Origin of the sequence: Chitinibacter fontanus, from assembly GCF_013423785.1 — a bacterium.
GTDB lineage: Bacteria > Pseudomonadota > Gammaproteobacteria > Burkholderiales > Chitinibacteraceae > Chitinibacter > Chitinibacter fontanus.
Genome location: NZ_CP058952.1, coordinates 1,067,571 through 1,091,206 on the forward strand (window position 1 = coordinate 1,067,571; position 23,636 = coordinate 1,091,206).

The 23,636-nt window shown below is 50.8% G+C and carries 23 protein-coding genes and 1 tRNA gene; 15 read left to right on the forward strand and 9 right to left on the reverse strand.

What is annotated here, in order from left to right:
* Nucleotides 1-6: 6 nt before the first annotated feature.
* Nucleotides 7-1,122, forward strand: coding sequence for an ROK family protein (locus tag HZU75_RS05065; RefSeq protein ID WP_180308075.1), 1,116 nt, complete (start codon nucleotides 7-9; stop codon nucleotides 1,120-1,122).
* 18 nt (nucleotides 1,123-1,140) lie between these two features.
* Nucleotides 1,141-2,061 carry a carbohydrate kinase family protein gene (locus HZU75_RS05070; RefSeq protein ID WP_180308076.1) on the forward strand — a complete coding sequence of 307 codons (921 nt, stop codon included), beginning with the start codon at nucleotides 1,141-1,143 and terminating at the stop codon, nucleotides 2,059-2,061.
* A gap of 12 nt (nucleotides 2,062-2,073) precedes the next feature.
* Here HZU75_RS05070 and HZU75_RS05075 read toward each other — a convergent pair whose 3' ends face one another.
* Nucleotides 2,074-3,045 (reverse strand): substrate-binding domain-containing protein, encoded by a 972-nt coding sequence (locus HZU75_RS05075; RefSeq protein ID WP_180308077.1) that lies wholly within the window; start codon nucleotides 3,043-3,045, stop codon nucleotides 2,074-2,076.
* A 201-nt stretch (nucleotides 3,046-3,246) separates the two neighbouring features.
* Nucleotides 3,247-3,323, reverse strand: a tRNA-Met gene (locus tag HZU75_RS05080).
* A 114-nt stretch (nucleotides 3,324-3,437) separates the two neighbouring features.
* Here HZU75_RS05080 and HZU75_RS05085 point away from each other — a divergent pair.
* The 7 genes from HZU75_RS05085 (at nucleotide 3,438) to lnt (ending at nucleotide 9,702) form a co-directional block, all read left to right on the forward strand.
* Complete coding sequence (locus tag HZU75_RS05085) at nucleotides 3,438-3,785, forward strand: hypothetical protein (RefSeq protein ID WP_180308078.1); 348 nt, start codon at nucleotides 3,438-3,440, stop codon at nucleotides 3,783-3,785.
* 111 nt (nucleotides 3,786-3,896) lie between these two features.
* The gene (miaB, locus tag HZU75_RS05090) at nucleotides 3,897-5,231 is read left to right on the forward strand and encodes a tRNA (N6-isopentenyl adenosine(37)-C2)-methylthiotransferase MiaB (protein ID WP_180308079.1); all 1,335 of its coding nucleotides are present in this window, start codon (nucleotides 3,897-3,899) and stop codon (nucleotides 5,229-5,231) included.
* Between the two features lie 44 nt (nucleotides 5,232-5,275).
* Complete coding sequence (locus HZU75_RS05095) at nucleotides 5,276-6,295, forward strand: PhoH family protein (RefSeq protein WP_180308080.1); 1,020 nt, start codon at nucleotides 5,276-5,278, stop codon at nucleotides 6,293-6,295.
* Between the two features lie 2 nt (nucleotides 6,296-6,297).
* On the forward strand, nucleotides 6,298-6,657 hold the full coding sequence (locus HZU75_RS05100; RefSeq protein WP_180308081.1) for a DUF5329 family protein: 360 nt from the start codon (nucleotides 6,298-6,300) through the stop codon (nucleotides 6,655-6,657).
* 10 nt (nucleotides 6,658-6,667) lie between these two features.
* On the forward strand, nucleotides 6,668-7,150 hold the full coding sequence (gene ybeY, locus HZU75_RS05105; RefSeq protein WP_180308082.1) for an rRNA maturation RNase YbeY: 483 nt from the start codon (nucleotides 6,668-6,670) through the stop codon (nucleotides 7,148-7,150).
* An 83-nt stretch (nucleotides 7,151-7,233) separates the two neighbouring features.
* On the forward strand, nucleotides 7,234-8,085 hold the full coding sequence (locus HZU75_RS05110) for a CorC family transporter (RefSeq protein ID WP_180308083.1): 852 nt from the start codon (nucleotides 7,234-7,236) through the stop codon (nucleotides 8,083-8,085).
* A gap of 132 nt (nucleotides 8,086-8,217) precedes the next feature.
* Nucleotides 8,218-9,702 (forward strand): apolipoprotein N-acyltransferase, encoded by a 1,485-nt coding sequence (lnt, locus tag HZU75_RS05115; RefSeq protein ID WP_180308084.1) that lies wholly within the window; start codon nucleotides 8,218-8,220, stop codon nucleotides 9,700-9,702.
* Nucleotides 9,703-9,720: 18 nt separating this feature from the next.
* Here lnt and HZU75_RS05120 read toward each other — a convergent pair whose 3' ends face one another.
* The 5 genes from HZU75_RS05120 to HZU75_RS05140 form a co-directional block, all read right to left on the reverse strand.
* Complete coding sequence (locus HZU75_RS05120) at nucleotides 9,721-10,896, reverse strand: acyltransferase family protein (RefSeq protein ID WP_180308085.1); 1,176 nt, start codon at nucleotides 10,894-10,896, stop codon at nucleotides 9,721-9,723.
* A 218-nt stretch (nucleotides 10,897-11,114) separates the two neighbouring features.
* On the reverse strand, nucleotides 11,115-12,035 hold the full coding sequence (locus HZU75_RS05125; protein WP_180308086.1) for a TraB/GumN family protein: 921 nt from the start codon (nucleotides 12,033-12,035) through the stop codon (nucleotides 11,115-11,117).
* 62 nt (nucleotides 12,036-12,097) lie between these two features.
* Nucleotides 12,098-12,652 (reverse strand): RDD family protein, encoded by a 555-nt coding sequence (locus tag HZU75_RS05130; protein ID WP_180308087.1) that lies wholly within the window; start codon nucleotides 12,650-12,652, stop codon nucleotides 12,098-12,100.
* An 82-nt stretch (nucleotides 12,653-12,734) separates the two neighbouring features.
* Nucleotides 12,735-13,055, reverse strand: a complete 321-nt coding sequence (locus HZU75_RS05135; RefSeq protein WP_180308088.1) for a hypothetical protein — start codon at nucleotides 13,053-13,055, stop codon at nucleotides 12,735-12,737.
* Nucleotides 13,052-13,612 (reverse strand): RNA polymerase sigma factor, encoded by a 561-nt coding sequence (locus HZU75_RS05140; RefSeq protein ID WP_180308089.1) that lies wholly within the window; start codon nucleotides 13,610-13,612, stop codon nucleotides 13,052-13,054. The genes HZU75_RS05135 and HZU75_RS05140 overlap by 4 nt, the downstream gene beginning before the upstream one ends.
* Nucleotides 13,613-13,985: 373 nt before the next feature.
* Between HZU75_RS05140 and ilvB the strand changes: the two genes are divergently transcribed.
* From ilvB to HZU75_RS05160, 4 genes are all read left to right on the forward strand, one after another.
* A complete protein-coding gene (ilvB, locus tag HZU75_RS05145; protein ID WP_180308090.1) occupies nucleotides 13,986-15,746 on the forward strand; it encodes a biosynthetic-type acetolactate synthase large subunit in 1,761 nt (586 codons plus the stop codon).
* A gap of 13 nt (nucleotides 15,747-15,759) precedes the next feature.
* Nucleotides 15,760-16,251, forward strand: coding sequence for an acetolactate synthase small subunit (ilvN, locus tag HZU75_RS05150; RefSeq protein WP_157314253.1), 492 nt, complete (start codon nucleotides 15,760-15,762; stop codon nucleotides 16,249-16,251).
* A gap of 96 nt (nucleotides 16,252-16,347) precedes the next feature.
* Nucleotides 16,348-17,364 carry a ketol-acid reductoisomerase gene (ilvC, locus tag HZU75_RS05155; protein WP_180308734.1) on the forward strand — a complete coding sequence of 339 codons (1,017 nt, stop codon included), beginning with the start codon at nucleotides 16,348-16,350 and terminating at the stop codon, nucleotides 17,362-17,364.
* A gap of 167 nt (nucleotides 17,365-17,531) precedes the next feature.
* Nucleotides 17,532-18,515, forward strand: a complete 984-nt coding sequence (locus HZU75_RS05160) for a stealth family protein (protein WP_228028201.1) — start codon at nucleotides 17,532-17,534, stop codon at nucleotides 18,513-18,515.
* Here the strand turns inward: HZU75_RS05160 and HZU75_RS05165 are convergent.
* Entirely contained in the window at nucleotides 18,487-19,647 is a 1,161-nt protein-coding gene (locus HZU75_RS05165; RefSeq protein ID WP_180308092.1) for a GGDEF domain-containing protein, read from the reverse strand. The genes HZU75_RS05160 and HZU75_RS05165 overlap by 29 nt on opposite strands.
* Nucleotides 19,648-19,844: 197 nt before the next feature.
* Nucleotides 19,845-20,684, reverse strand: coding sequence for an archaetidylserine decarboxylase (gene asd, locus HZU75_RS05170; RefSeq protein ID WP_180308093.1), 840 nt, complete (start codon nucleotides 20,682-20,684; stop codon nucleotides 19,845-19,847).
* A gap of 154 nt (nucleotides 20,685-20,838) precedes the next feature.
* Between asd and pssA the strand changes: the two genes are divergently transcribed.
* The gene (pssA, locus tag HZU75_RS05175; protein ID WP_180308094.1) at nucleotides 20,839-21,603 is read left to right on the forward strand and encodes a CDP-diacylglycerol--serine O-phosphatidyltransferase; all 765 of its coding nucleotides are present in this window, start codon (nucleotides 20,839-20,841) and stop codon (nucleotides 21,601-21,603) included.
* Nucleotides 21,604-21,739: 136 nt separating this feature from the next.
* Nucleotides 21,740-23,542, forward strand: coding sequence for a 2-isopropylmalate synthase (locus tag HZU75_RS05180; protein WP_180308095.1), 1,803 nt, complete (start codon nucleotides 21,740-21,742; stop codon nucleotides 23,540-23,542).
* Nucleotides 23,543-23,636: the final 94 nt, after the last annotated feature.

Genomic DNA, 23,636 nt, shown 5'->3' on the forward strand with positions numbered 1-23,636 from the left:
ATACTCATGACACCACCTAAGCAGTCATCCCTTCAACCTAGCCAGCTCAGCACTGATCAAGAAGCCGAGCTTCTCCGAACCCGTGATATATCTTGGGCCAATAAAGTCGGAACACCAAGCTGGAAACTGGCTCGTGGCATGGCAAAACTAGGTCGACTGAGTTTGAATCCATCTGACTCGCATGCAATTGGCATCGAAATTGGGCGGCACAGCATGCTGGTGCTACTGATCGATTTCACTGGCTTCATTTGTGGTCGCTGGCACTATACTTATGAGTTTGCCCAACCTCATATTGTGCTTGAGCACATTGCAACGACGCTCAAACTTATAGCCACGCATTTACCTGAAAAACACTCGAATGGACTGCAAGGAATAGGCATCGCCATGCCACTCAATATGGATGGCTGGCAACAGTTATTGGGGCGCCACAACAGCGATGCACATCAATACTGGGTTGATATTAATTTAGCCGATGAAATTCAACAGCAAACCGGCTTGCCGGTACAGGTAATCAAAGATACCTCAGCCGCATGTATTGCTGAGCTCGTTCTTGGACATGGACAAGAGCACGGCGACTTCTTTTACCTTTTTTTTGACACATTTATCGGTGGCGGACTGGTAATCAACCAGCACTTACATTTGGGCTTGCACGGAAATGCCGGTGCGTTTGGCTCGTTTCCCGTCAAAATGAGTAATGCAGAAAAGCCCATACAATTATTGGATATTGCGTCACTCCACCAACTAGAACAACGCTATATCGATGCACAGCTAGATCCACAAGCCGCACATGATCAACGCAGCATGCAAATGCCCTTTTTATCGCACACTCAAGCATGGATTAACGAGGCCGCACCTGCCATTGCGCAAGCATTACTTCACGCAACTTGGCTACTTGATTTAGGCATTGGAATTATTGATGGCTGTTGTGCGCGTACTCTGCAAGGCGCGGTAATCGACGTAATTAATCAACATTTACAGCAATCAAACTGGGAAGGCATCATGCCACCGCGTCTAATGCTTGGCTCTATCGGAGAAGACGCCTGCGCACTGGGTAGTGCTCTGTTGCCCTTGTACGCCAACTACGCCCCTGAGCGTGATTTATTTTTAAAATCTGTAATTTAAATTTGTAAGGCATACATCATGACATCCCATCAGCCAGCCTCATTCCCAAGTTTTGTCGCCGCCGGTGAAGCGCTCACCGATATGATTCGCCTCCAAGGAGATCAATGGGTTAGCAAAGTTGGGGGGTCAACTTGGAATGTGGCACGAGTGATGGCCAAGCTGGGGCAATCAAGCGCCTTTGCTGGCGCAATTAGTCAAGATTGTTTCGGCCACGATTTGTATGCCGCCAGTGAAGCGGCCGGCTTGGATTTACGTTTTTTGCAGCAACTCAATTTCGCGCCCTTGCTTGCTATGGTGCACTCGACCAACCCACCCCGGTATTTCTTTGTCGGCGAAAATGCGGCCGACCTCCATTTCGCAGCCGCGAAGCTACCAGAGGGCTGGAAGAATGCCGTACAGTGGGTACATTTTGGCGGCATTAGCCTCGCCAGAGAGCCCTTGGCGGCAAATCTGTTGACACTAGCGCGTGAATTAAAATCGTTGGGCGTAAAAATCAGCTACGACCCGAATTTCCGAATTTTAATGACAGAGCAATATGATGCAATGTTGCTCGAAATGACAAAGCTAGCCGACGTGATCAAAGTATCGGATGAAGATTTAGTGGGCTTATTCCGCCATGATGATCTAGAGCGATCAATCAGCACACTGCGTAATTGGAACCCAGCGGCGATGATTTTATACACCCGTGGTGCGCAGGGTGCCAGCTTATACCGCAATCAAGAACTAGTCAGCGAGCCAGCACTACGCATTAACGTAGCTGATACGGTAGGTGCCGGTGACGCCTCTATGGGCGGATTGATTTTCAGCCTGCTAAATCACCCTGAGCGCACCAGTCAGCAGCATCTGCATTTTGCGATTGCCAGTGGCGCTGCGGCCTGCTTACACGCAGGAGCAACCCCACCTACATTGCATGCGGTAAATACACTATACGCACGCTAATCCAATCGCAAGCTATGGTCGGGCAGCATCCCAAGCCTGAAAGCCGCTGGCATTATCTTTGGTAACCAAGGTAGTACTTAGCAGCACCAATTCTGGGCTGGGAGCGGCTCCTTGGTGCTGCTCCAAAGCCAATTCGACGGCCTTGCGCCCCATGGTTTCAGGAGACTGCGCAGCACTGACCTGCAGCTGAGACCCCGTAGCTATCAGTTTGACCACCGCTTGTGAACCATCAACCGCACCAATCAACGTTTTAAATTTAGCTTTTTGCACCGCCTGTAATACACCAAGCGCTTGTCGATCATTAATTGCAAACACAGCATCTAGCTCACCGTGTGAATTAATTGATTTACGCATGGCGGCATGGCCTCCCCATACTGAGCCGTCGCCATTTTCATGATCTGCGACCACCTGCAGATTAGAATAATGCGACCAGGCCTGTTTACAGCCATCGACTCGATCTAGCACCGATGAAACCTGCGGGCCACTTTGCACCATCACGCGCCCCTTCCCGCCCAAACTTCGGGCAAGGTAATCACACACGCTAAACCCGGCCTGAATATTATTGGAGAGTACGGTCTGGCTAGTACCTTGTGCTCGCACATCCATGCCAATCACAATAATGCCTTGCTTTCGGGCCCGCTCTAGTACTTTTTCCATGCCAAACTCTGCCGAAGCCGATACCAGCAAGACATCTACATGCAAATTGATCAATTCATTAATCTGTTCAATTTGCCGTGCAACACTGTATTCCGCAGCCCGTACCGTAAACTTCAGCGTGGGGTTCGTTTGCCTTGCGCGCTCTTGAGCGCCACGGGTCAACGCAACGAAAAAGGGATTACCCAAGCTGGAAACACTCACACCAACATGTTGCGGCCAAGATGAACCAGACACATCGTTTTTGGACGTTACATCCGCAGCCCTGCTCCACGACATGGCCAGCATCATTCCCAGCGCTACAAACCATACACGCCATTGTCTGTACATGATTGCGCCCCTTATTTCCTTACATCCAGCTCCGAATAAGTCATTTCTAGCCCATTTGTTCGCTTTATGCGTTCAAAGCTGACAAGAGGTTGAGCAAGCCGCAGACTGCGACCTTGGCACACCAACTCGATCCAATACAGTAAGATCTGGTGCAGAAACGCAAAAACCCCGCTAATTTGCATTAGCGGGGTTTTACTTAACTGGTGGCTATGACGGGACTCGAACCTGTGACCCCAGCATTATGAGTGCTGTGCTCTAACCAACTGAGCTACATAGCCAAGAGAAGCAGCATGATAGTAGCGGGATTAATCACTGTCAACCCCTTTTGTATTTTTTCTTTCAATTATGTGCGGGGCTTGTTACCATTAGCCCTTCTCACAGGAGCCTTAGGTATGCGCAAGTTGCTGTTTTTGTTGCTGGTTACTGTTTCAAGCCTGAGTTTTGCTGCACGTATTTTGCCCAGTGGCAAATTAGCAGAGCTGGAAGCCTATCAGCCACCGCAAATTAAACTGAGTGGAAAAGTTTACTATACGGCCCCTGCGATCCAAATCCGTGGACTCAACAATACGCTATTAATGCCCGGACAGATTGCACAGCTACCTCGGGATTCCGCAGTATGGTTTCAAGTTGAGCCAAATACAGGGTTTGTCTGGCGTATTTGGGTTGTGAGTGCAGCCGAAGCCAAGGAGTTGGCGCAACGTGAGAAAGACGAAGCAGCCATGCTGAGATCGTCACAATAAGCACAAACATACCAGGGGTATAGACTTAGGCGCAGCTATTTTAAATGGCCTTACCCATATACCCAAAGAATTAGCAATTACCCCTATTTGCATTTAAAAGAAGCACACCTAATGAGCAAGAAAGTATTTATCAAGACCTTTGGCTGCCAGATGAACGAGTATGACTCGGACAAAATGGTCGATGTATTGCACGCGTCCGAAGGCTTGAGCCGCACCGACAACGTCGAAGAAGCCGACGTTATTCTGTTTAACACCTGTAGCGTGCGCGAAAAAGCGCAGGAAAAAGTGTTCTCGGATCTGGGCCGCATCAAAGAACTCAAAAACGCCAACCCAAATATCGTGATCGGCGTGGGTGGCTGCGTGGCATCACAAGAAGGCGAAACCATCGTCAAACGCGCGCCGTACGTTGATATCGTATTCGGCCCACAAACCTTGCACCGCTTGCCTGAATTGATCGCTGAAAAACGCAAAACGGGCGTATCGCAAGTGGATATTTCTTTCCCGGAAATCGAAAAATTCGATCACATGCCGCCGGCGCGCGTCGAAGGCGGCTCGGCTTTTGTGTCGATTATGGAAGGCTGCTCGAAATATTGTTCATTCTGCGTCGTACCGTACACGCGCGGTGAAGAAGTATCGCGCCCATTTGACGACGTGTTGGTTGAAGTGGCCAACTTGGCGCAGCAAGGCATCAAGGAAATCCACTTGCTCGGTCAGAACGTCAACGCCTACCGCGGTAAGATGGAAGATGGCGAAATCGCCGACTTCGCAACGCTGCTCGAATACGTGCACGAAATCCCGGGCATCGAGCGCATGCGCTTCACCACCAGCCATCCGAAAGAGATGACACAACGCATTATCGATTGCTACAAAAACTTGCCAAAATTGGTCTCGCATTTGCACTTACCAGTACAAGCCGGTTCAGACCGCGTTTTGGTGAATATGAAGCGTGGCTACACGACGCTGGAATACAAATCGTTAATCCGCAAATTGCGCGAAGCGCGCCCAGACATTTGCATGTCGAGCGACTTTATCGTCGGCTTCCCCGGCGAAACCGAAGACGACTTCGAGCGCACGATGAAGCTGATCGAAGACGTCCGCTTTGACGCGAGCTTTAGCTTTGTTTACAGCCGCCGCCCAGGTACGCCGGCCGCCGATTTGGGCGACGACGTGCCAGAGGAAGTGAAATTGGCACGTCTGAAACGCCTGCAAGCGCGGATTGAAGAATTCGCCAGCGAAATCAATCAGGAAATGCTCGGCACCGTGCAGCGTGTGATCGTCGAGAAAATCTCGAAAAAAGACAGCAACGAGCTGGCTGGCCGCACCGACAACAACCGCATCGTCAACTTCCCCGGCAACCCGCGCTTGATCAATCAAATGGTCAATGTGCGGATCACCAAAGTGTTCCCGCATACACTCGGTGGTGAGCTGGTGATTCTGGAAGACTAAGTTTAAATGGCGGGTATACCCCGCCATAATTTATGGAATAAGCCTTGCATACAGATACCCTATCCTTCACTCCAATTGATAACGCTCGTTTGGCCAATTTGTGCGGGCCGCTCGACGAAAACCTCAAGCAAATCGAAAACGCACTTGATGTAACGATTTCGCGCCGCAATGAGCATTTCAAAGTCGCTGGCCGTACCAAGGTCGTTAATCAGGCGCTCGATGCGCTGGAATACTTTTACAACGAAGCGGTGCGCAAAGAGCTTGAAGTCGACGATATTCAGCTCGGCCTAATTGAAATTATTCGCGGCCCAGAAGAAGCGCAATCGGATATTGATACGCCCGTACTGCGCACACGCCGCGCCGATCTGCGCGGCCGCACGCCGGGGCAGAATGTTTATCTGAAGCAAATTCAGGACAACGACATCACTTTTGGTATCGGCCCAGCGGGTACGGGTAAGACGTATCTGGCGGTAGCCAGCGCCGTGGATGCGCTAGAGCGAGATACCGTCAAGCGTTTGATCTTGGTGCGCCCAGCGGTGGAAGCGGGTGAGAAGCTCGGCTTCCTGCCCGGTGATTTAACACAAAAGGTCGACCCCTATCTGCGTCCACTGTACGACGCGCTATACGATTTGCTCGGCTTTGATCACGTCACACGCCTATTTGAAAAAGGCATTATTGAAATCGCCCCGCTGGCCTTTATGCGCGGCCGTACGCTGAACCACAGCTTTATCATCTTGGACGAGGCGCAAAACAGCACGCCCGAGCAAATGAAAATGTTTCTGACGCGAATCGGCTTTGGCAGCAAAGCGGTGATCACCGGCGACCCAACGCAGGTTGATTTGCCCAAGCACATGAAATCTGGCTTGGTCGACGCGCAAGAAGTGCTACAAGGCGTGCGCGGGATTGGCATTCATCATTTCACCAGCGAAGACGTGGTGCGTCACCCACTGGTGCAAAAGATTGTAAATGCCTACGAGAAAGCGACTAAAAAACGCGACGAAGAAGCCGCTGCGCGCAAGGCCCGCCAAGAAGCCGAGCGTGAAATGGCACTGAAGAAGGAATGAACATGCAAAAAATGATCTTGCCTGCATTGCTACTCAGCGTATTTACCAGCGCACAAGCGATCACACCGCAAGCCGATGGTGAAGTGCAGCAATTGCTAAGCTTTGTCGGTAAATCGCAATGCACTTTCATCCGCAGCGGCAGCAGCTATAGCGCGAAAGAAGCGCAAGATCATCTGAGCATGAAGTACGGCAAAGCCAAAGATAAAATCAGCAGCAGCGAAGATTTTATTAATGAAGTAGCCAGCAAAAGCTATCTGACCGGTAAGCCGTACAGCGTGCAGTGCCCAAAAACATCTGAGCAGCCCGCCAAAAACTGGCTGAACACCGAATTAAAACGCCTACGTGGCGCACAGAAATCATAAAGCAATACCTATGTCGAAAAACATCGAAATCAGCATTCAAAACGAAAGTACATTCAGCCCAATTCCGCGCAAAAAACTACTCAAAGAGTGGGTGCGTGCAGCGCTGGGGGCACAAGTAGAAATGGCGCAAATCACGCTGCGCTTTGTCGATGCCATTGAAGGCCAAACCCTGAACCGCGAATATCGCCAGAAAGATTACGCCACCAATGTGCTGACGTTTACTTTTAACGACGATATGCCGCAAATTGATGGCATGCCGCTGCTGGGCGATCTGGTTTTTTGCGGTTCGGTCATCGAGCGCGAAGCCATTGAGCAAAACAAACCGCTGCTGGCGCATTATTGCCATATGGTCGTGCATGGCGCCTTGCATTTGCAGGGTTTCGATCATATTGAAGACGACGAAGCCGAGACAATGGAAAGCTTAGAAACGCAAATTGTCATGGGCTTGGGTTATGATGACCCTTATCTCAGCGAAAAAACCGCTGATATTTAACCACTCAACCATCGCTATTTACGCCCAAGCGACGCGACTCGCCAACGCAGACACGATGGTTACACAGAAGGAATTTTGCCAACATGGACGACGTACCGTCCCCGAGCCTCAAGCCAAGCTGGCTTGAGCGACTCACCCATTTCCTGTTACGGGAGCCGGAAAACCGCGGCGAACTGGTTGAAATTATGCACTCGGCGTTTGAACGCCACCTGCTCGACGCCGATGCGCTCGGCATGATCGAAGGCGTGCTCAATGTGGGCGATATGCAAGTGCGCGATGTGATGGTGCCGCGCTCGCAGATGGATGTGATCGACATCAACGACACCCCCGCCGAATTTATCCCCCGCGTCATTGAAACCGCACACTCGCGCTTTCCAGTCATTGATGGCAGCAAAGATAACGTTGTTGGCATTTTGCTCGCCAAAGACCTCTTGCGCTACTACGCCGAAGATGTTGAATTTAATGTGCGCGACATGCTCCGCCCCGTGGTGTATATCCCCGAAGCCAAACGCCTGAATGTCTTACTGAAAGACTTTCGCAATAATCGCAACCATATGGCGATTGTGGTCGACGAATACGGCGGCGTGGCTGGCCTTGTCACCATTGAGGATGTGATGGAGCAAATCGTTGGCGATATCGAAGACGAATTCGATGAGGACGACGATGAAGACCAGATCATCCCCGATCGCCGTGGCAATTGGCGCGTCAAAGGCGAAACTGAAATCTCCGATCTGAACGAAACCATCGGTAGCCATTTCAGCGATAAGGAAGTCGATACCGTAGCAGGTTTAGTCACCTTGGCCTTTGGTTGTGTACCCAAGCGCGGCGAAGAAACGATTATCGACGGCTATCATTTCCTGGTGCTGCGCGCCGATAGCCGCCGCGTGCATTCAGTGCAAATTGACGAACATCTGGAACGACACGAGATCGAATAGTCATCTGAACCCGCTAAACTAACAGGCTGGATTTGGCTTGAGGAGCTGCAAATTACATAACCTGCAGCGCCACACCAAAACAGCCTGTTTTATTTTCACGCTGGTTGCAAACTGGCAAAGCGCAATTGAAATATGAATTTGAATCGCCCCCAGCAACTAATCCTGCAAGCAAGCGCTGGCGCGCTCAGCGTCCTCGCCTTTGCGCCTGCGTCGCAATTCTGGCTGATGCCTATTTGTCTGTGGGTATGGCTGTGGGGTGTCCAGCAAGCGAGCAGTCGTCGCTGGGCCGCACTGAATGGCTTAGCTTGGGGTATTGGGTATTTCTGCGCAAATGTTAGCTGGGTTTATATTAGCCTACATACCCACGGGGGTATGCCAATCTGGATGGCGGCAGCCAGTACATTTGCCTTTGCACTATTTCTGGCCTGCTTCCCAATGCTGGCCGCCCTACTCAGCCGTCAATTACCGTGCCACAGCAATCTGCGCTATAGCATCCTAGCTCCCACTTTGTTTGTGGTACTGGAATGGGTACGTGGCTGGATATTTACCGGCTTTCCGTGGGTATCGATCGGTGGATCACAGCTTGAAACGCTCAGCGGCTTATACCCTATTATTGGTAGCTATGGTGCTGGCTATGCCATGTTCTTGGCCATTGGTGCATTTAGTTATCAACGGCGTTTAGGTTTGGGGCTGGCATTTGCGCTGATCAGTAGCAGCGCGCTATTAAATCAAATCAACTGGACTACACCGCAAGGTGCGCCGACCACGGTGAGCCTGCTGCAAGGCAATATTGCGCAATCCATCAAATGGAATGAGGCCACCTACATCGAAAGCCTGAGTAGCTATATGACGCTAGCTCAGCAGGCCCGTGGTCAATTAATCGTTTTTCCTGAAACTGCAATTCCGTCTTTTTTAGATGCTATTCCCGATTGGTATTTGGCCGATTTACGGCAAGTAATGCAGGATAAGGCGGCAAACGTTATTTTAGGCGTGGCAACCAGCAGTGCCGATGGGCGCCAGCACTTTAATGCAGCGGTCGATCTGGCCAACCCTAGTCGCACCCCATATGCCAAACAACACCTGGTTCCGTTTGGCGAATATATTCCGCTGCCACAAGTGTTTGGCCCAATCTATGAATTTCTGAATATGCCCCTGATTGGGCTAGCGCGTGGCGCCGCAGTGCAAGCGCCATTTAATATGGCTGGCGGCAAGATCGCCGCCAATATTTGCTATGAAGACGCGTTCGGCAATGAAATCCGCCAAAATGCCGTCAATGCCACATTGCTGGTGAATCTAACCAATATGGCCTGGTTTGATGGCTCGTGGGCGGCCGAACAACACGCAGAAATGGCCCGTGCCCGCGCACTGGAAAATGGCCGTTACCTGATCCGCGCCACCAATACCGGCAAAACGGCGATCATCAATCACAAAGGCCAACTCATCGCCGCGCTACCCCCGCAGCAGCGCGGCGTACTGGAAGGCCAGATCACCCACCGCACCGGCATAACACCGTACCAAATCTGGGGCGATCTACTGATCGTCGTGATCTGGTTTTCGGTGTTATTAGGACTATTCGTGTTTAGGCGCCGACTTCAGAGCTTGCAAAATCCGAAGTAGCGCCGTACCAAGCTAGTTTTATTTTGCCAGCGCCAATTTCAGCGCGGGACGGAAAAAATACTGCCGCAATCGCGCTTGCACCGGACGCTCAAATGCGTAATAACTCGCGGCCGATATCAGCAATATCAGCAGCAATACGCCAAACACACCCAGTAAACTAAGCACCACATTTTGCTGTGCATACCATTGCTCTAAGCCGACAGGCGCCAATAAATGCGCCACTTCGACGCCGACTAGCAACACCACCGCATGCCAAAGATAAATCGAAAACGACAAGTCCCCAATTAACTGGCTCCAGCGATTTTCTAGGCTGCGAAATACCCAACTGTTACGTGGCACCTGAATGGCAGCGACGGCAATCAACACGACAAATGACACAATCAGCGCCAAAGTCAGCTCGGCGGTTTGCGGAAAACTAATCAACACCAAGGGCACAACAAAAGCCACAGCAAGTGCAAGATCGTTATTCAGCCATGGTGCCCAGCGTGGGTTTTGCAGCAAACGCTGCAACGCCAAGCCCAATGTAAAGCTCGCCATCCCGCGCAAAATAGACAACCATCCTTCTGTGACATCCAAATTACCCTTGATACGGCAAATGGCATACAAAGCGGCCAACGCAAAAACAACCAATAACTCGGCACGATAGCGACCACTCACCAGCAGTAACAGCAATGGAAACGCCAGATAGCTAAACCACTCAACCGAAAGTGACCATGCCGCCACATTCCATGTCAGCCCTTTTCCTGCCAGTACCTGCACTAACAGTAGGTTTTGCCACAACGCCTCAGCTTGGTTAAACGGCCCCGCAAAGGCAGGAATACCCGCCATCCCCCACGCATTAAATAATGGGCCACCAAAGTAGCCGATTTGATGCGCCCATTTATAGCCCTCCCACGCAACTAGCACGGCCATCGTTAGTAAAAACAAGGGATAGATCCGCGTTAAGCGCAGCCAAATGAAGCGCCGAAATGAAATAGTGGATGCCGCAAATGAGTGCGCATAGACATGCGCCAACACCAAGCCACTTAAGATAAAAAACAGATCCACCCATAAATAGCCGTTTTCGAAAAACTGCGTATATTCAGCTAAAGGCGCTTTCCATTGCGGAAAGACCAGCAATCGGGCGTGAAAGAAAAACACCATCAAAGCAGCAAACCCCCGTAATGCGGTCAGCAGGGGCAAGGTTTTACTCATTTTGAATCCTCCTCCATTGGCGGCGAAGCCATCGCAAAGCATTGAAATTAATCTATTTATGCCTGCACGAAGTTAGACTCAAAACCTATTGCAAAGTGTCTTTAATGGTAATGTTTTGTAATTTTTAAGAAATCTTTAACAAAGATCAAAGTAAACAGGCTCGACGGCAACCGGCTCTCTTAGGAAATGGCACCGTGACATCCATCGTTAGATCGAATTTAATACAGTGGCGTCAGGGAATAACCTTGCGCACGCAATAAATTCACCAGCCCTTGCGGCCCCGACAAATGCTTAAAACCAACGGCAATAAAGCAAGCACCTTGTGACAGATGCGCGGCAAGGCTATTGAGGTAGATTTGATTGCGCTTATCCAACATAGCTGTATCCCATTTCTGCAAAGCAATTTTTAGCTCAGGGGTGATGGTAGCGGGATAAGAATGGTCGATAGCCTTTGCGGGAATACTGCGCGCATAGTAGCCCTCCACTATCTCACGATAGCTTTGATCGAATTGCTCACTATGCGTAATCATCAACTTTAATGCTTCTAACTGCTGCGCTGGCGGGATCTCGGTCAATGGCGTGATTTTGTCTTGCATGCGCTCCAACCCAGCGTAGGCCTTGTTATGTAGCAAAGCAAAACTCGCGATTTGCTCATCAAGTGAAGTCGCACCCACATCAGCCGCAGGCTGTCGCATCTCCAGCGCCATCAGTGCCTGCGGCACATCCATGCTTTCAATAACATTGGCCGGCAGATAAGCCTTGTTTATTTTGCTAAGCAGTTGCGGGTATAAATCGCCCAAGGCTGGACGCACACCGCCTTTCCCGCTGAATAAAAAATCTCGAAATACCTGATCTTCTGCACTAAAGAGCTTGTGCTCGGTAAACACGATTCGTGCTTGCTGCAAATATGGCTCAAAACGGGGCAGCAATAGCGCAGAGCGCCGATCTGCCGCGTGCATCGTTCCCAAAAGCCAGGAATCGGGAACGCCAGCTTTACTTACCTTCCATAAAATGGGCGTTGCCACCTCGGCCACGGGCTTGATCGGCGTGAAGTAGAAAACCAGCTCTTTGTAAAAGAAAGCCGAGCAGGCCAAGACCAGCGCCAGTATGACACCGAGCACAACCGCGATTCTTTTCATTTGCATACCCACAAAAAAGCCGCGCTATATTAACGCGGCTTTACTTGGTGTTGACATAAAAATTATTTTTTCGGCTTGCTATTCACAATCCGCGTCTTTGCAATGCGATCGTGCAATAGTTGCTGATCTTGATCGAAACGCGCGTAAATCCACGGGGCTAAAAACCACGCAGTACCACACCAGGCAAACGGTTCTAAATTAGGGTGGTATATCGCTAAAACCCAGAGCGGCAATAGCGGTGCATAAAATACCCCAGCAATGGCGAACCGGATTGCCGCCATTTTCCAAGTTAACTGCCCCGCCAGCGGCGCAATGCGCATACGCCAAGTCATCATTGCCAAGGTCTGACCACGAGTCCAACACCAGCCAAAATAGGCAAAACACACGAGCAACACCCATACCCCATTCAGTATTCGTGCCCACATCAGTTTCGACAGTTGCTCTGGCGCTATACCCGTAGCCAGTTGCATTACACCTTGAAATACGCCAACGGCAATTAACAGCACGGCCACGAGCAATAAAAATTCATACATAAACGCAATCAGGCGACGGCCCCATGCAGCGTTTCCCAGATGCACTTCAATTTCCGACGGCGTGTGCTTTGTCTGTAATTCCAAATTGTGTCCCAAACCCTACTCCAAACTAATATCCAAACCCGCCAACAACGGCGCGCCATACCCGCCGCATGTTTTGAGCGGCCTAATAACCTTCCAGGCTATCGTATAAAACCTCGTCGACTACCTGCGCCGTAATATCGGGGTTGCTGCTCAACGGAGCTCGGGCTGGGCCTGCTTGCCAAAACAATAGCAGCGCCAACAAAACCGCCACTGATAGCAAACCGGCTTGGGGGCGATGGTCGTGCACCCATGTCAAAACATGGCTGCGCGTGGCTGGCGCTTGCAAGGCGTGCTGGCGTGCGCGCGCTAATTGCTGACGAATTTGGCTATTAGCTTGCGCCTGATTGAGCACAGCCCCTACGCGAGTAGCGAAATCCTCAGTATGCGAATCTGGAGTTTTCATAAACTAATTCCTTGCTCATTGAGCCATTTCGCCAAACTATGGCACGCTCGTGAACAGTGGGTTTTCACCGACCCTTCCGAACAACCCATGACTTGCGCGGTTTCAGCCACATCCAACTCTTCCCAATAACGCAGCAGGAAGGCTTCGCGTTGACGCGCCGGCAACTGAGCCAAGCCACGTTCAATCCACTGAATATGCTGCTGACTACTAACAATGCGTTCGACATCCTCTCCTGCCAAACTGGCAGTGGGCAGGTATTCTAGCGGGTCATCACTGACACCGTCTTCATCGCTTTGAAACGACGAAAAAAGGCTCACCCAAAAATTGCGAACTTTGCTGCGACGCTGGTAATCACGAATTGTGTTTTGCAGAATGCGCTGAAACAGCAATGGCCACTCTTGCACGCTGTTGCCAGCATAATGCGTCGTGAGTTTAAGCATTGCATCTTGCACGACATCCAGCGCGGCCTCCCGATCACGCAAGGCAATCCAGGCTTGGCGCCAAGCGCGCTGCTCGACTTGCGCCAAAAATTGCGCTAAATCGCTCTGTGCTTCCAAAACCTCAACCTTTGCTGAAAAAACCGCGGTAAATGACTTGAAATATCACTGCAAAAACAGGGCATTGATACTAGCAAACGCACTGATAAACAGCCAGAAAAACTTGCCAACTTTGCCGCCTTCGGGTAACTTTACAGCCCTACACCAAGTCACACCTCGCTGTGCGATGACGTTAAGCGTCGCGCCCAGCACCGGATCGCTTGCGCCAATGCATCACCTCTCGTATCAATACCGACCAAAAGTTGGTAGATGGCGACCAAGCTCGGTAGAAAATTGGGTTGATACAAACCCACCCTCGCATTGCCGTGCGCGGGGATTCCATACTTCGTGTGAAGTATGGTTAACCGATCAACAGACTTCAGGACTCTAACCGATGGAAATTTCGGGCGCAGAAATTCTGGCGCGATGCCTTGCCGAAGAAAACGTAGAATTCGTTTTCGGCTACCCGGGCGGCGCTGTTTTGGAAATCTATGATGCGATTTTCAAACAAAACAAATTCAAACACGTTCTAGTTCGCCATGAGCAAGCCGCAGTTCACGCTGCCGATGCTTACTCACGCTCATCTGAAAAAATCGGCGTTGCGCTGGTGACTTCAGGCCCGGGCGCGACCAATGCCATTACCGGTATTGCGACGGCGTTCATGGATTCAATTCCAATGGTGGTGATCTCAGGTCAAGTCGGCACGCCGATGATTGGCTCGGACGCATTCCAAGAAGTGGACATGGTCGGCTGTTCTCGCCCCGTGGTAAAACACAACTTCTTGGTGAAAGACGTTAAAGATCTAGCCGCGACAGTGAAAAAGGCGTTTTACATCGCCACCACTGGTCGCCCTGGCCCTGTTGTGATCGACATCCCGAAAGATGTCACTCAAGCCAAAGCGGTATTTGAGTATCCAAAATCGGTATCAATTCGCAGCTACAACCCACCAGTGAAAGGCCACCCAGGTCAAATTAAAAAAGCGGCGCAGTTGTTGAGCGAAGCCAAACGTCCCTTTATTTATGTGGGCGGCGGCGCGGTATTAGGCAATGCAGCAGCAGAGGTCACCGAACTGGTGCGCCTGCTAAATGTCCCTTGCACCAACACGCTGATGGGCTTGGGCGCGTTCCCTGGTTCAGACCCACAATTTGTGGGTATGTTGGGCATGCACGGCACCTACGAAGCCAATATGGCGATGCAATACGCCGATACGATCATTGCGATCGGCGCACGCTTTGACGACCGGGTAATTTCTAATCCAACGCAATTCTTGTCACAAGCCAAGAAAATTGTGCAGATCGATATCGATCCATCATCCATCGCGAAACGCGTGAAAGTCGATGTACCTATCGTTGGCGACGTGAAAGATGTACTGAAAGATCTGATCGCGATTCTGAAAGACAGCAACACCCGCCCTAATGAAAAAGCCTTGGCGGCTTGGTGGGATCAGATTAACGATTGGCGTAAACCCAATAGTCTGTGGTACCCACAAGACGACGAAATCATTCAGCCACAATTTGTGATGCAAAAGCTGTTTGAAGTAACAGGTGGCAATGCCATTATTACTTCGGATGTTGGCCAGCATCAGATGTTTACGGCGCAGTACTACGCCTTCAATCGCCCACGCCAATGGATCAACTCTGGCGGCCTTGGCACGATGGGCTTTGGCTTGCCAGCCGCAATGGGCGCGCAGCTGGCTAATCCGTACGCCGATGTCGCTTGTATTACCGGCGATGGCTCAATTCAGATGAATATCCAAGAATTGTCGACGTGCAAGCAGTACCACACCCCAGTCAAGATTATTAACCTGAATAATGGCTACTTGGGCATGGTGCGTCAGTGGCAAGAGTTCTTCTACGGCACGCGTTATTCCGAGTCGTATGTCGATGCGCTGCCCGACTTTGTGAAACTCGCCGAAGCCTATGGCCACGTGGGGATGCAAATCAGCAAACCTGCTGACGTTGAGCCCGCACTACGCGAAGCATTTGCACTGAAAGAGCGCTTGGTATTTATGGATTTCCTCACCAATCCAAAAGCCAATGTGTTCCCGATGATTCAAAACGGCAAAGGCCTCAATCAGATGGACTTGCCACCGCACATGCGCGATATGCAATTGATCCCATTCGAAAACAACCGTGACTACGGCAATCTTTGCTAAGGAGAGATGAATCATGCGTCATATTTTGTCTGTCCTGATTGAAAATGAAGCTGGTGCGCTATCGCGTGTAACCGGCCTGTTTTCAGCACGTGGTTACAATATTGATTCTTTGACGGTGCAAACCACCGAAGATCCAACGATGAGCCGGATGACGATCGTTACTCACGGCTCGGAAGATGTGATCGAACAAATCACCAAGCAGCTCAACAAGCTGATTGAAGTGGTGAAAGTGATCGACCTGAACGAGGCCGATCACATCGAGCGCGAACTGATGCTGATCAAAGTGCGCGCCACTGGCAAAGATCGCGATGAAATGAAACGGATGGCGGATATTTTCCGTGGCCGCATCATTGATGTTACCGAGAAAAGCTACACCATCGAATTGACCGGCCCGGGTGAAAAACTCGACGCCTTTATCAAAGCGCTGGATCAAGCCGTCATTCTGGAAACGGTTCGCACCGGCGCCTCTGGCATCGGCCGTGGCGAGCGAATCTTGAAACTATAAGCGGAGTATTTGCCCGCGGAGCACAGCAGGCAAATCCTGCAAAGCAATACCCATATACGTACTACTAAATTATTCAAAGGAAGAATCACCATGGCATTGAACGTTTACTACGATAAAGACACCAACCCAGCAATCATCAAAGGCAAAAAAGTAGCCATCATCGGTTACGGCTCACAAGGCCACGCCCACGCTTGTAACTTGAAAGACTCTGGCGTTGATGTGACTGTTGGTCTGCGTACTGGCTCTGCGACTGTAAAAAAAGCTGAAGCTCACGGCCTGAAAGTGACTGACGTTGCGACTGCAGTTGCTGCTGCTGACGTAGTAATGATTTTGACTCCGGACGAGTTCCAATCAAAATTGTACAAAGAAGAAATCGAGCCAAACATCAAACAAGGCGCTACTCTGGCCTTTGCTCACGGCTTCGCGATTCACTACAACCAAGTCGTGCCACGCAAAGACCTCGACGTAATCATGGTTGCACCTAAAGCCCCAGGCCACACTGTACGTTCAGAATTCGTACGCGGCGGCGGCGTTCCTGACTTGGTAGCGATCTACCAAAATGCAACTGGCAACGCGAAAGACGTTGCTTTGTCTTACGCTTGGGGCGTGGGCGGCGGCCGCACTGGTATCATCGAAACCACGTTCAAAGACGAAACTGAAACTGACTTGTTCGGCGAACAAGCAGTATTGTGCGGTGGCGCGGTTGAATTGGTTAAAATGGGCTTCGAGACTTTGGTTGAAGCCGGTTACGAGCCAGAAATGGCTTACTTCGAGTGCTTGCACGAATTGAAACTGATCGTTGACTTGATGTTCGAAGGCGGTATCGCGAACATGAACTACTCGATCTCTAACAACGCTGAGTACGGTGAATACGTAACTGGCCCACAAGTGATCAATGAAGAATCTCGCAAAGCAATGCGCCAAGCACTGAAAAACATTCAGACTGGCGAATACGCTAAGCAATTCATCTTGGAAGGCCAAACTAACTACGCTTCAATGACTGCAGCGCGTCGCAACAACGCAGCGCACGGCATTGAAGTAGTAGGCGCGAAATTGCGTGCGATGATGCCTTGGATTCAAGCGAATAAAATCGTTGACCAAACTAAAAACTAATTTCGTCGCTGCAATGCAGTAGAGCTTTGTCGCTGCGGCTCTCGTGTACTACTCGTACACGTCGAGCCTAGCTTCTCGCCCTACTGCATTTCGCAGACGAAATGCACGTTAATAAGAAACCGGCTTCGCGCCGGTTTTTTTACAGCAAAAAGCTTAAGGTAAGTGGCGTGGATAGAATCGATATTGTGTATTTATGGGTCAACGGTAACGACCCAGTTTGGCAAGCCAAGCGCCAAAAAGCACAGCAGCAAAAACTCAATCCAAACCAGTTAGCCCAATACGGCAATGTGGCCGGGCGCTACCGCGATAATGGTGAATTGCGCTACAACCTGCGCGCGCTGGAGCGTTTCTTCCCCGATCACGGACAGATTTTTATCGTGACCGACGCACAACGCCCTGATTGGCTGGCCGAGCATGAAAAAGTGACCCTTATTGATCACGCCGAGCTGATTCCGGCTATAGCGCGCCCGGTATTTGACGCGGGCCACATCGAATCCTATTTGCACCACATCCCAAACTTATCCGAGCGTTTTATTTATCTGAACGACGATATTTTCTTTGGCGCACCGGTCAAACTCGACGATTGGTTTGGGCCAACTGGCGTTGCCGTACATTTCGAGCCCAACGCAGCTCCGACTGGCGAGGCCATCGAGCAACATGAGACCGCCCTTGTCAATGCAGCCATTTTGTCTCGCCGCTGGCTTATGCTGCGCCCCAATTACCATCACATACCGTGGTTGTGCGCTCACGCCCCACGACCCATGCTAAAAAGTGCTTTATGGGAATTAGAACATCAGGCGGCTGATTTATTTAAGGCGGTTCGAAGCACGACTTTCCGGGTTTGGCACGTACCGCCCATCATGTCGGATCTGGCCTTACGCTGGATGATTCATCAACAGCAAGCCAGCCCATGCCATGGCGAAGCGCTATATATTAGTAGCTGCGACACGCATGCTGCCGCACAGTTAGCGTCGCTAAGCCAACGCTTTGGTCAATTACCGTATTTTTGCATTAACGATACTTGCGATGATTGCGCCAATGACGACCCGCGACTATCAGCGGTTGGCCGCACTCTTGCACAGCTATTGCCACAGCCTTCTCAATTTGAAATTGCGCCACTTGCTAAGTTTGCCAGCGCCCCTGCTCAGTAAACACGCAATTACGTCCGGCCTGCTTGGCTTGATATAACAACTGATCGGCTAGCTCAAGCACCTCGGTAATCTCCTGATTGAGCTGAGCCCTGCACGCCACCCCTGCAGAAAAAGTGCAACGATACACAGGAGCCTCATCAAGGCACGCCAATTGAGCAAAGCCGGCACGAATTTGCTCAACACGAGCGGCAGCATCAGCCAATGTGGTCTGTGGCAAGATAAGGCAAAACTCTTCACCGCCATACCGGGCCACCACATCGGCCTCACGTAAATGCTGCTGCAAAAAGGCCACCAGTTTGATCAGGATTTCATCGCCCGCAGCATGCCCCATACGGTCATTGACCTGCTTGAAATAATCAAGATCCAGCATCACCACAGATAGGCTGGCATTAGCTAGCGACGGACTACTCAAACGTTGCAGCAGCAACTCCAAGCCTCGCCGATTAAGTGCTCCGGTTAAACCATCCAACTGGGCTTGTCTTGCCAATTGCCGATTTTTCAAGCGCAACACAATCAACAGAAAACCAAAACCACCGTAGATATTGGCAGTTGAGGCCAAAATGTATAAGCCCATTTCCACTGCATCAACCCACACCGAATCGGCTGGCAAGTGCAGTGCCTGCAACACAATACGCGCCAGAAACATCAGCGCCGCACAGGCGTACAGTATTGAAAACAATGTAGGCCAGCGACTACCTAGCTCGGCCTCTACCCACCAATACCATACTGCAATCAATGAAAATAGCGCGCAAAAATAAACCGCGGTGACTATGCCAAATAGCAGGCTATTTGGTTCAAACTCGGAAATGCCCAACAGTAGAATGAAATGCAGCGCCAAGGCGGCAAGGATCAAGGGCCAGAAATATCGCGGCACGGCGCGCGATGAAAACGCCGTTAAGGCCCAAATTTGCAGCACCAACCCCCAGAAGATCAGATGCGTACCCAACCAATTAGGCCAATCAGCATCAGGAACCAGCACACCTTCGAGCAGTAAACCCAGCGCAACGCACAGACAAGACAATAGCCAAGCCGCGCGCTGAGTACTCAATTGGCTGCGATCGGCAGCAAATTGCCAACTACTTAGCCCGGTTAGGCTGATCGATAAAGCCGAAATAATTGCGATTGCGTCCATATACTCCCCACCACCCTCAAGTCGAGGGCGAGTCACTTCTTATCGTAGCGAGGAATCAAAACGCAGCAAGAAAATTAACCATCAACCACGGCAACACAACACTCAAGCAAACAATACAAGCAGCCGCGGCGGCAGAAAAATTAGGGGTATATACAGTAGATCAATACTAATAGATGGCTAGGAAGAAATACCATACATTACCCTGCCATCAGCTCGCCCAAACGCACTGCTTTGGCTGGCGCCCATATTGGATTAAAAGCCGGCGTGCCTTGTGGATAAAGCAGCACCACCGTTGAGCCCAACAAAAAGCGCCCCATTTCCGCGCCTTTACTCAGGCGAATATCCTGATCACGATAATCTTTACGCCATACCGATTGGCTGCGCGGCGGGTTCACCACGCCATGCCACACCGTTGCCATACTGCCAACGATGGTCGCGCCGACTAAAACCAAGGCAAACTGACCAAATTCAGATTCAAACATGCACACCACACGCTCGTTACGTGCAAACAACGCATCAACGCCCCGAGCGGTAGCGGGGTTTACCGAAAACAATTCGCCCGGCACATAAATCATTTCAGTCAAACGACCATCGCATGGCATGTGAATGCGGTGATAGTCTTTGGGGCTGAGATAAATCGTAGCAAACTGGCCATTTTCAAACTGCTGTGCCAGCGCAGCATCACCACCGAGCAAGGCCGTAGTCGTGAAATGCTTGCCTTTGGCTTGGAAAATCTGGTCTTTTTCAATCGCACCAAATTGACTAATGGCGCCGTCCACTGGACAAACTAGCTGAGCATCGGCCAGTGGGCGCGCACCCGCTTTGAGCTCACGTGTGAAGAATTCATTGAACGTAGAATATGCAGCGGGATCGGGATTGGCTGCCTCGGCCATATTGACTTGGTATTTTTTAATAAACCAGCGAATGACCGCGGTGGTCTGTGCGCCGGCAGATAAACCGGCAAAATAGCCAAAAAGCTGCGTTAACGCCTGCTTGGGCAAAATGTGTTGCAACATCACAAAAAGTCGATCAGACACAGCCCACCCCAAAATCGATCAAACCGCCGATTATAGCCTATGCGGCCCTGCATTTATAATGCATAAGTCGTCTGGAAGTTGTTCGCAACACTGTTGAGCCAGCCGCCGCTCGGTTACAATCGGTGACTCTATCTATCCAGCCTTTGTCGAGATCATGCCGCTCCATACTAAGCCGTCGATCAATCTGCGCCGCCAAGGCATTTATCTACTTCCCAATCTATTTACCCTAGCAGCACTATTTGGCGGGTTTTACGCCATTGTGCAAGCGATGAACGGGCACTTTGAACAGGCCGCTTTAGCCATTTTTGCCGCCATGATTTTAGATGGCCTCGATGGGCGTGTTGCTCGCATGACGCACACCCAATCCGAGTTTGGTGCCCAATTTGATAGCTTATCCGATATGGTGTCATTTGGCGTTGCGCCTGCGCTGGTGATGTATTCGTGGGGATTATCTAACTTTGGCAAGCTAGGCTGGGCTGTAGCCTTTATCTATTGCGCCGGTGCGGCACTGCGTTTGGCGCGGTTTAACACCAATATTGCTGTCGTTGATAAGCGTTTCTTTCAAGGTTTGCCTAGCCCAGCTGCGGCGGCTTTAGTGGCGGGACTGGTGTGGATCAATATCGAATATCACGATGATCTTTCCCCACTTGCTGAGTTACTCCCCTATACCGCGCTGTTCTTTACCCTATTTGCAGGCCTAACGATGGTCTCCAATGTGCCATATTGGAGCTTTAAAGAGCTGCATATGCGCAAAACGGTGCCATTTGTCTCATTGCTGATTGCCACGCTAGTTTTAGTCATTGGGGCATCACGGCCGGCACTGGTGCTATTTAGCTTTTTTATCTGCTACGCGGCATCTGGCTATTTGTACTGGCTGTGGCGACTGATTAAAAAACAACCTAAGCAACCGCCAAATTAGACAAATAGTCTAAAAATAAAGTATCGGACGTCAAAAATAGCGACTTTCGCACAAGGTCGCTATTTTTTCGCCCAAATAATTTGACACTAAGTCTAAAAATATCTAATCTAACCTCATCAACGCGAAGGAGCACACTGTGTCATTAGACATTGATCGTCTAATTGCTGATTTTGGTGGACCAAGTAATCTGGCCGAACAACTCAATAGTCTGTTTCCAGATGATCCGGTGTCCCGCGCAGCGATTTACAAATGGCGTGAACGCGGCAGTTTGCCACTCACCCAAGTGGACAAGCTGGCCAAATTGGCCACAAGCCAAGGCCGTAGTTTCAACATCCAGAACTATATGACAGGCGCGTCAACCGCCCTGACTCAGCAACAGGAGAACACCATGAGCGATCGCAATAACAACCGTTTGGTCATTTTTGACACCACCTTGCGCGATGGTGAGCAATCGCCCGGCGCGTCGATGACCAAAGAAGAAAAAATCCGCATCGCACGCCAGCTTGAAAAACTCGGCGTTGACGTGATCGAAGCGGGTTTTGCTGCAGCCAGCCCAGGTGATGCGGATGCAATTAAAACCATTGCTGGGATCATCGAAAACAGCACCGTGTGTTCACTGGCGCGCGCCAACGAGCGGGATGTGCGCGCCGCCGGTGAAGCGATTAAAGACGCCAAACGCGGCCGTATCCACACGTTCATCGCGACCAGCCCGATCCACATGGAACACAAGCTGCGCATGACGCCGGATCAGGTCGTCGAAGCGGCAGTTAAAGCCGTCAAAATGGCGCGCGAATACACCGATGATGTTGAATTTTCGGCTGAAGACGCGTTGCGCTCGGATATCGATTTCCTTGCCCGCATTTTTGGCGCGGTAATTGAAGCGGGTGCAACGACTTTGAACGTACCCGACACCGTTGGCTACGCCGTACCGCAACGCACCGAAGCATTTTTCCGCGAGCTGATCGCCAAAACGCCGGGTGGCGATAAAGTGATCTGGTCCGCGCACTGTCATAACGACTTGGGCATGGCGGTAGCGAACTCGCTCGCCGCCGTATTAGGTGGCGCGCGCCAAGTGGAATGTACGATTAATGGTTTGGGCGAGCGAGCCGGCAATGCCGCGATGGAAGAAATCGTGATGGCCACGCGTACCCGCCGCGATATTTTCGGCGTGGAATGCAATGTCGACGCGACGCAAATCGTACCGACCAGCAAGCTGGTTTCAACGATTACTGGCTATCCAGTGCAACCAAACAAAGCCATCGTCGGCGCGAATGCCTTTGCGCACGAATCAGGTATTCACCAAGACGGTGTACTGAAACACCGTGAAACCTATGAAATTATGAGCGCTGAATCGGTCGGCTGGAGCACCAATCGCCTCAGTTTGGGCAAATTGTCAGGCCGTAATGCCTTCAAAACCAAACTGGCCGAGCTGGGGATCCAGATTGAATCGGAAGAAGCCCTTAACGCTGCTTTTGCGCGCTTTAAGGCCCTTGCAGATAAAAAACGCGAGATTTTTGACGAAGATTTGCACGCACTGGTGTCGGATGAACTGATTTCGATCGAGCAGGAACACTACAAACTAGTGTCATTGAAAGTTGTCTCTGAAACAGGTGAAACACCGCAAGCCGATCTGGTAATTACTGAAGCGGGCAACGAGCGTCGCGCGACAGCACAAGGTGATGGCACAGTCGATGCAACCTTCAAAGCGATTGAGTCACTATTTAATAGTGGCGCTGAGCTGCAGCTATATTCGGTAAATGCAATCACTGCCGGCACCGACAGCCAGGGCGAAGTGACGGTGCGTTTATCCAAAGATGGCCGCATCGTTAATGGCCAAGGCGCGGATACTGACATTATCGTGGCAAGTGCCAAAGCCTATATTTCGGCGCTCAATAAGATTCACAGCAACGCGGAACGAGTTCACCCTCAGCCCGTGTAATGCCTACTTTTTTGCATCATCGGGAACGGCGGGTTTTATCCCGACTCGCCGCGAGGACAGGGCCACAAGCCTGCAGCTTCAAACTTAATGCTGT

Excerpts from the sequence above, each read along its gene's own strand:
- HZU75_RS05065 (WP_180308075.1), top strand. The coding sequence starts at position 7 with ATGACACCACCTAAGCAGTCATCCCTTCAACCTAGCCAGCTCAGCACT.
- HZU75_RS05070 (WP_180308076.1), top strand. The coding sequence starts at position 1,141 with ATGACATCCCATCAGCCAGCCTCATTCCCAAGTTTTGTCGCCGCCGGT.
- HZU75_RS05075 (WP_180308077.1), bottom strand. The coding sequence starts at position 3,045 with ATGTACAGACAATGGCGTGTATGGTTTGTAGCGCTGGGAATGATGCTG.
- HZU75_RS05085 (WP_180308078.1), top strand. The coding sequence starts at position 3,438 with ATGCGCAAGTTGCTGTTTTTGTTGCTGGTTACTGTTTCAAGCCTGAGT.
- miaB (WP_180308079.1), top strand. The coding sequence starts at position 3,897 with ATGAGCAAGAAAGTATTTATCAAGACCTTTGGCTGCCAGATGAACGAG.
- HZU75_RS05100 (WP_180308081.1), top strand. The coding sequence starts at position 6,298 with ATGCAAAAAATGATCTTGCCTGCATTGCTACTCAGCGTATTTACCAGC.
- ybeY (WP_180308082.1), top strand. The coding sequence starts at position 6,668 with ATGTCGAAAAACATCGAAATCAGCATTCAAAACGAAAGTACATTCAGC.
- HZU75_RS05110 (WP_180308083.1), top strand. The coding sequence starts at position 7,234 with ATGGACGACGTACCGTCCCCGAGCCTCAAGCCAAGCTGGCTTGAGCGA.
- lnt (WP_180308084.1), top strand. The coding sequence starts at position 8,218 with ATGAATTTGAATCGCCCCCAGCAACTAATCCTGCAAGCAAGCGCTGGC.
- HZU75_RS05120 (WP_180308085.1), bottom strand. The coding sequence starts at position 10,896 with ATGAGTAAAACCTTGCCCCTGCTGACCGCATTACGGGGGTTTGCTGCT.
- HZU75_RS05125 (WP_180308086.1), bottom strand. The coding sequence starts at position 12,035 with ATGAAAAGAATCGCGGTTGTGCTCGGTGTCATACTGGCGCTGGTCTTG.
- HZU75_RS05135 (WP_180308088.1), bottom strand. The coding sequence starts at position 13,055 with ATGAAAACTCCAGATTCGCATACTGAGGATTTCGCTACTCGCGTAGGG.
- ilvB (WP_180308090.1), top strand. The coding sequence starts at position 13,986 with ATGGAAATTTCGGGCGCAGAAATTCTGGCGCGATGCCTTGCCGAAGAA.
- ilvN (WP_157314253.1), top strand. The coding sequence starts at position 15,760 with ATGCGTCATATTTTGTCTGTCCTGATTGAAAATGAAGCTGGTGCGCTA.
- HZU75_RS05165 (WP_180308092.1), bottom strand. The coding sequence starts at position 19,647 with ATGGACGCAATCGCAATTATTTCGGCTTTATCGATCAGCCTAACCGGG.
- pssA (WP_180308094.1), top strand. The coding sequence starts at position 20,839 with ATGCCGCTCCATACTAAGCCGTCGATCAATCTGCGCCGCCAAGGCATT.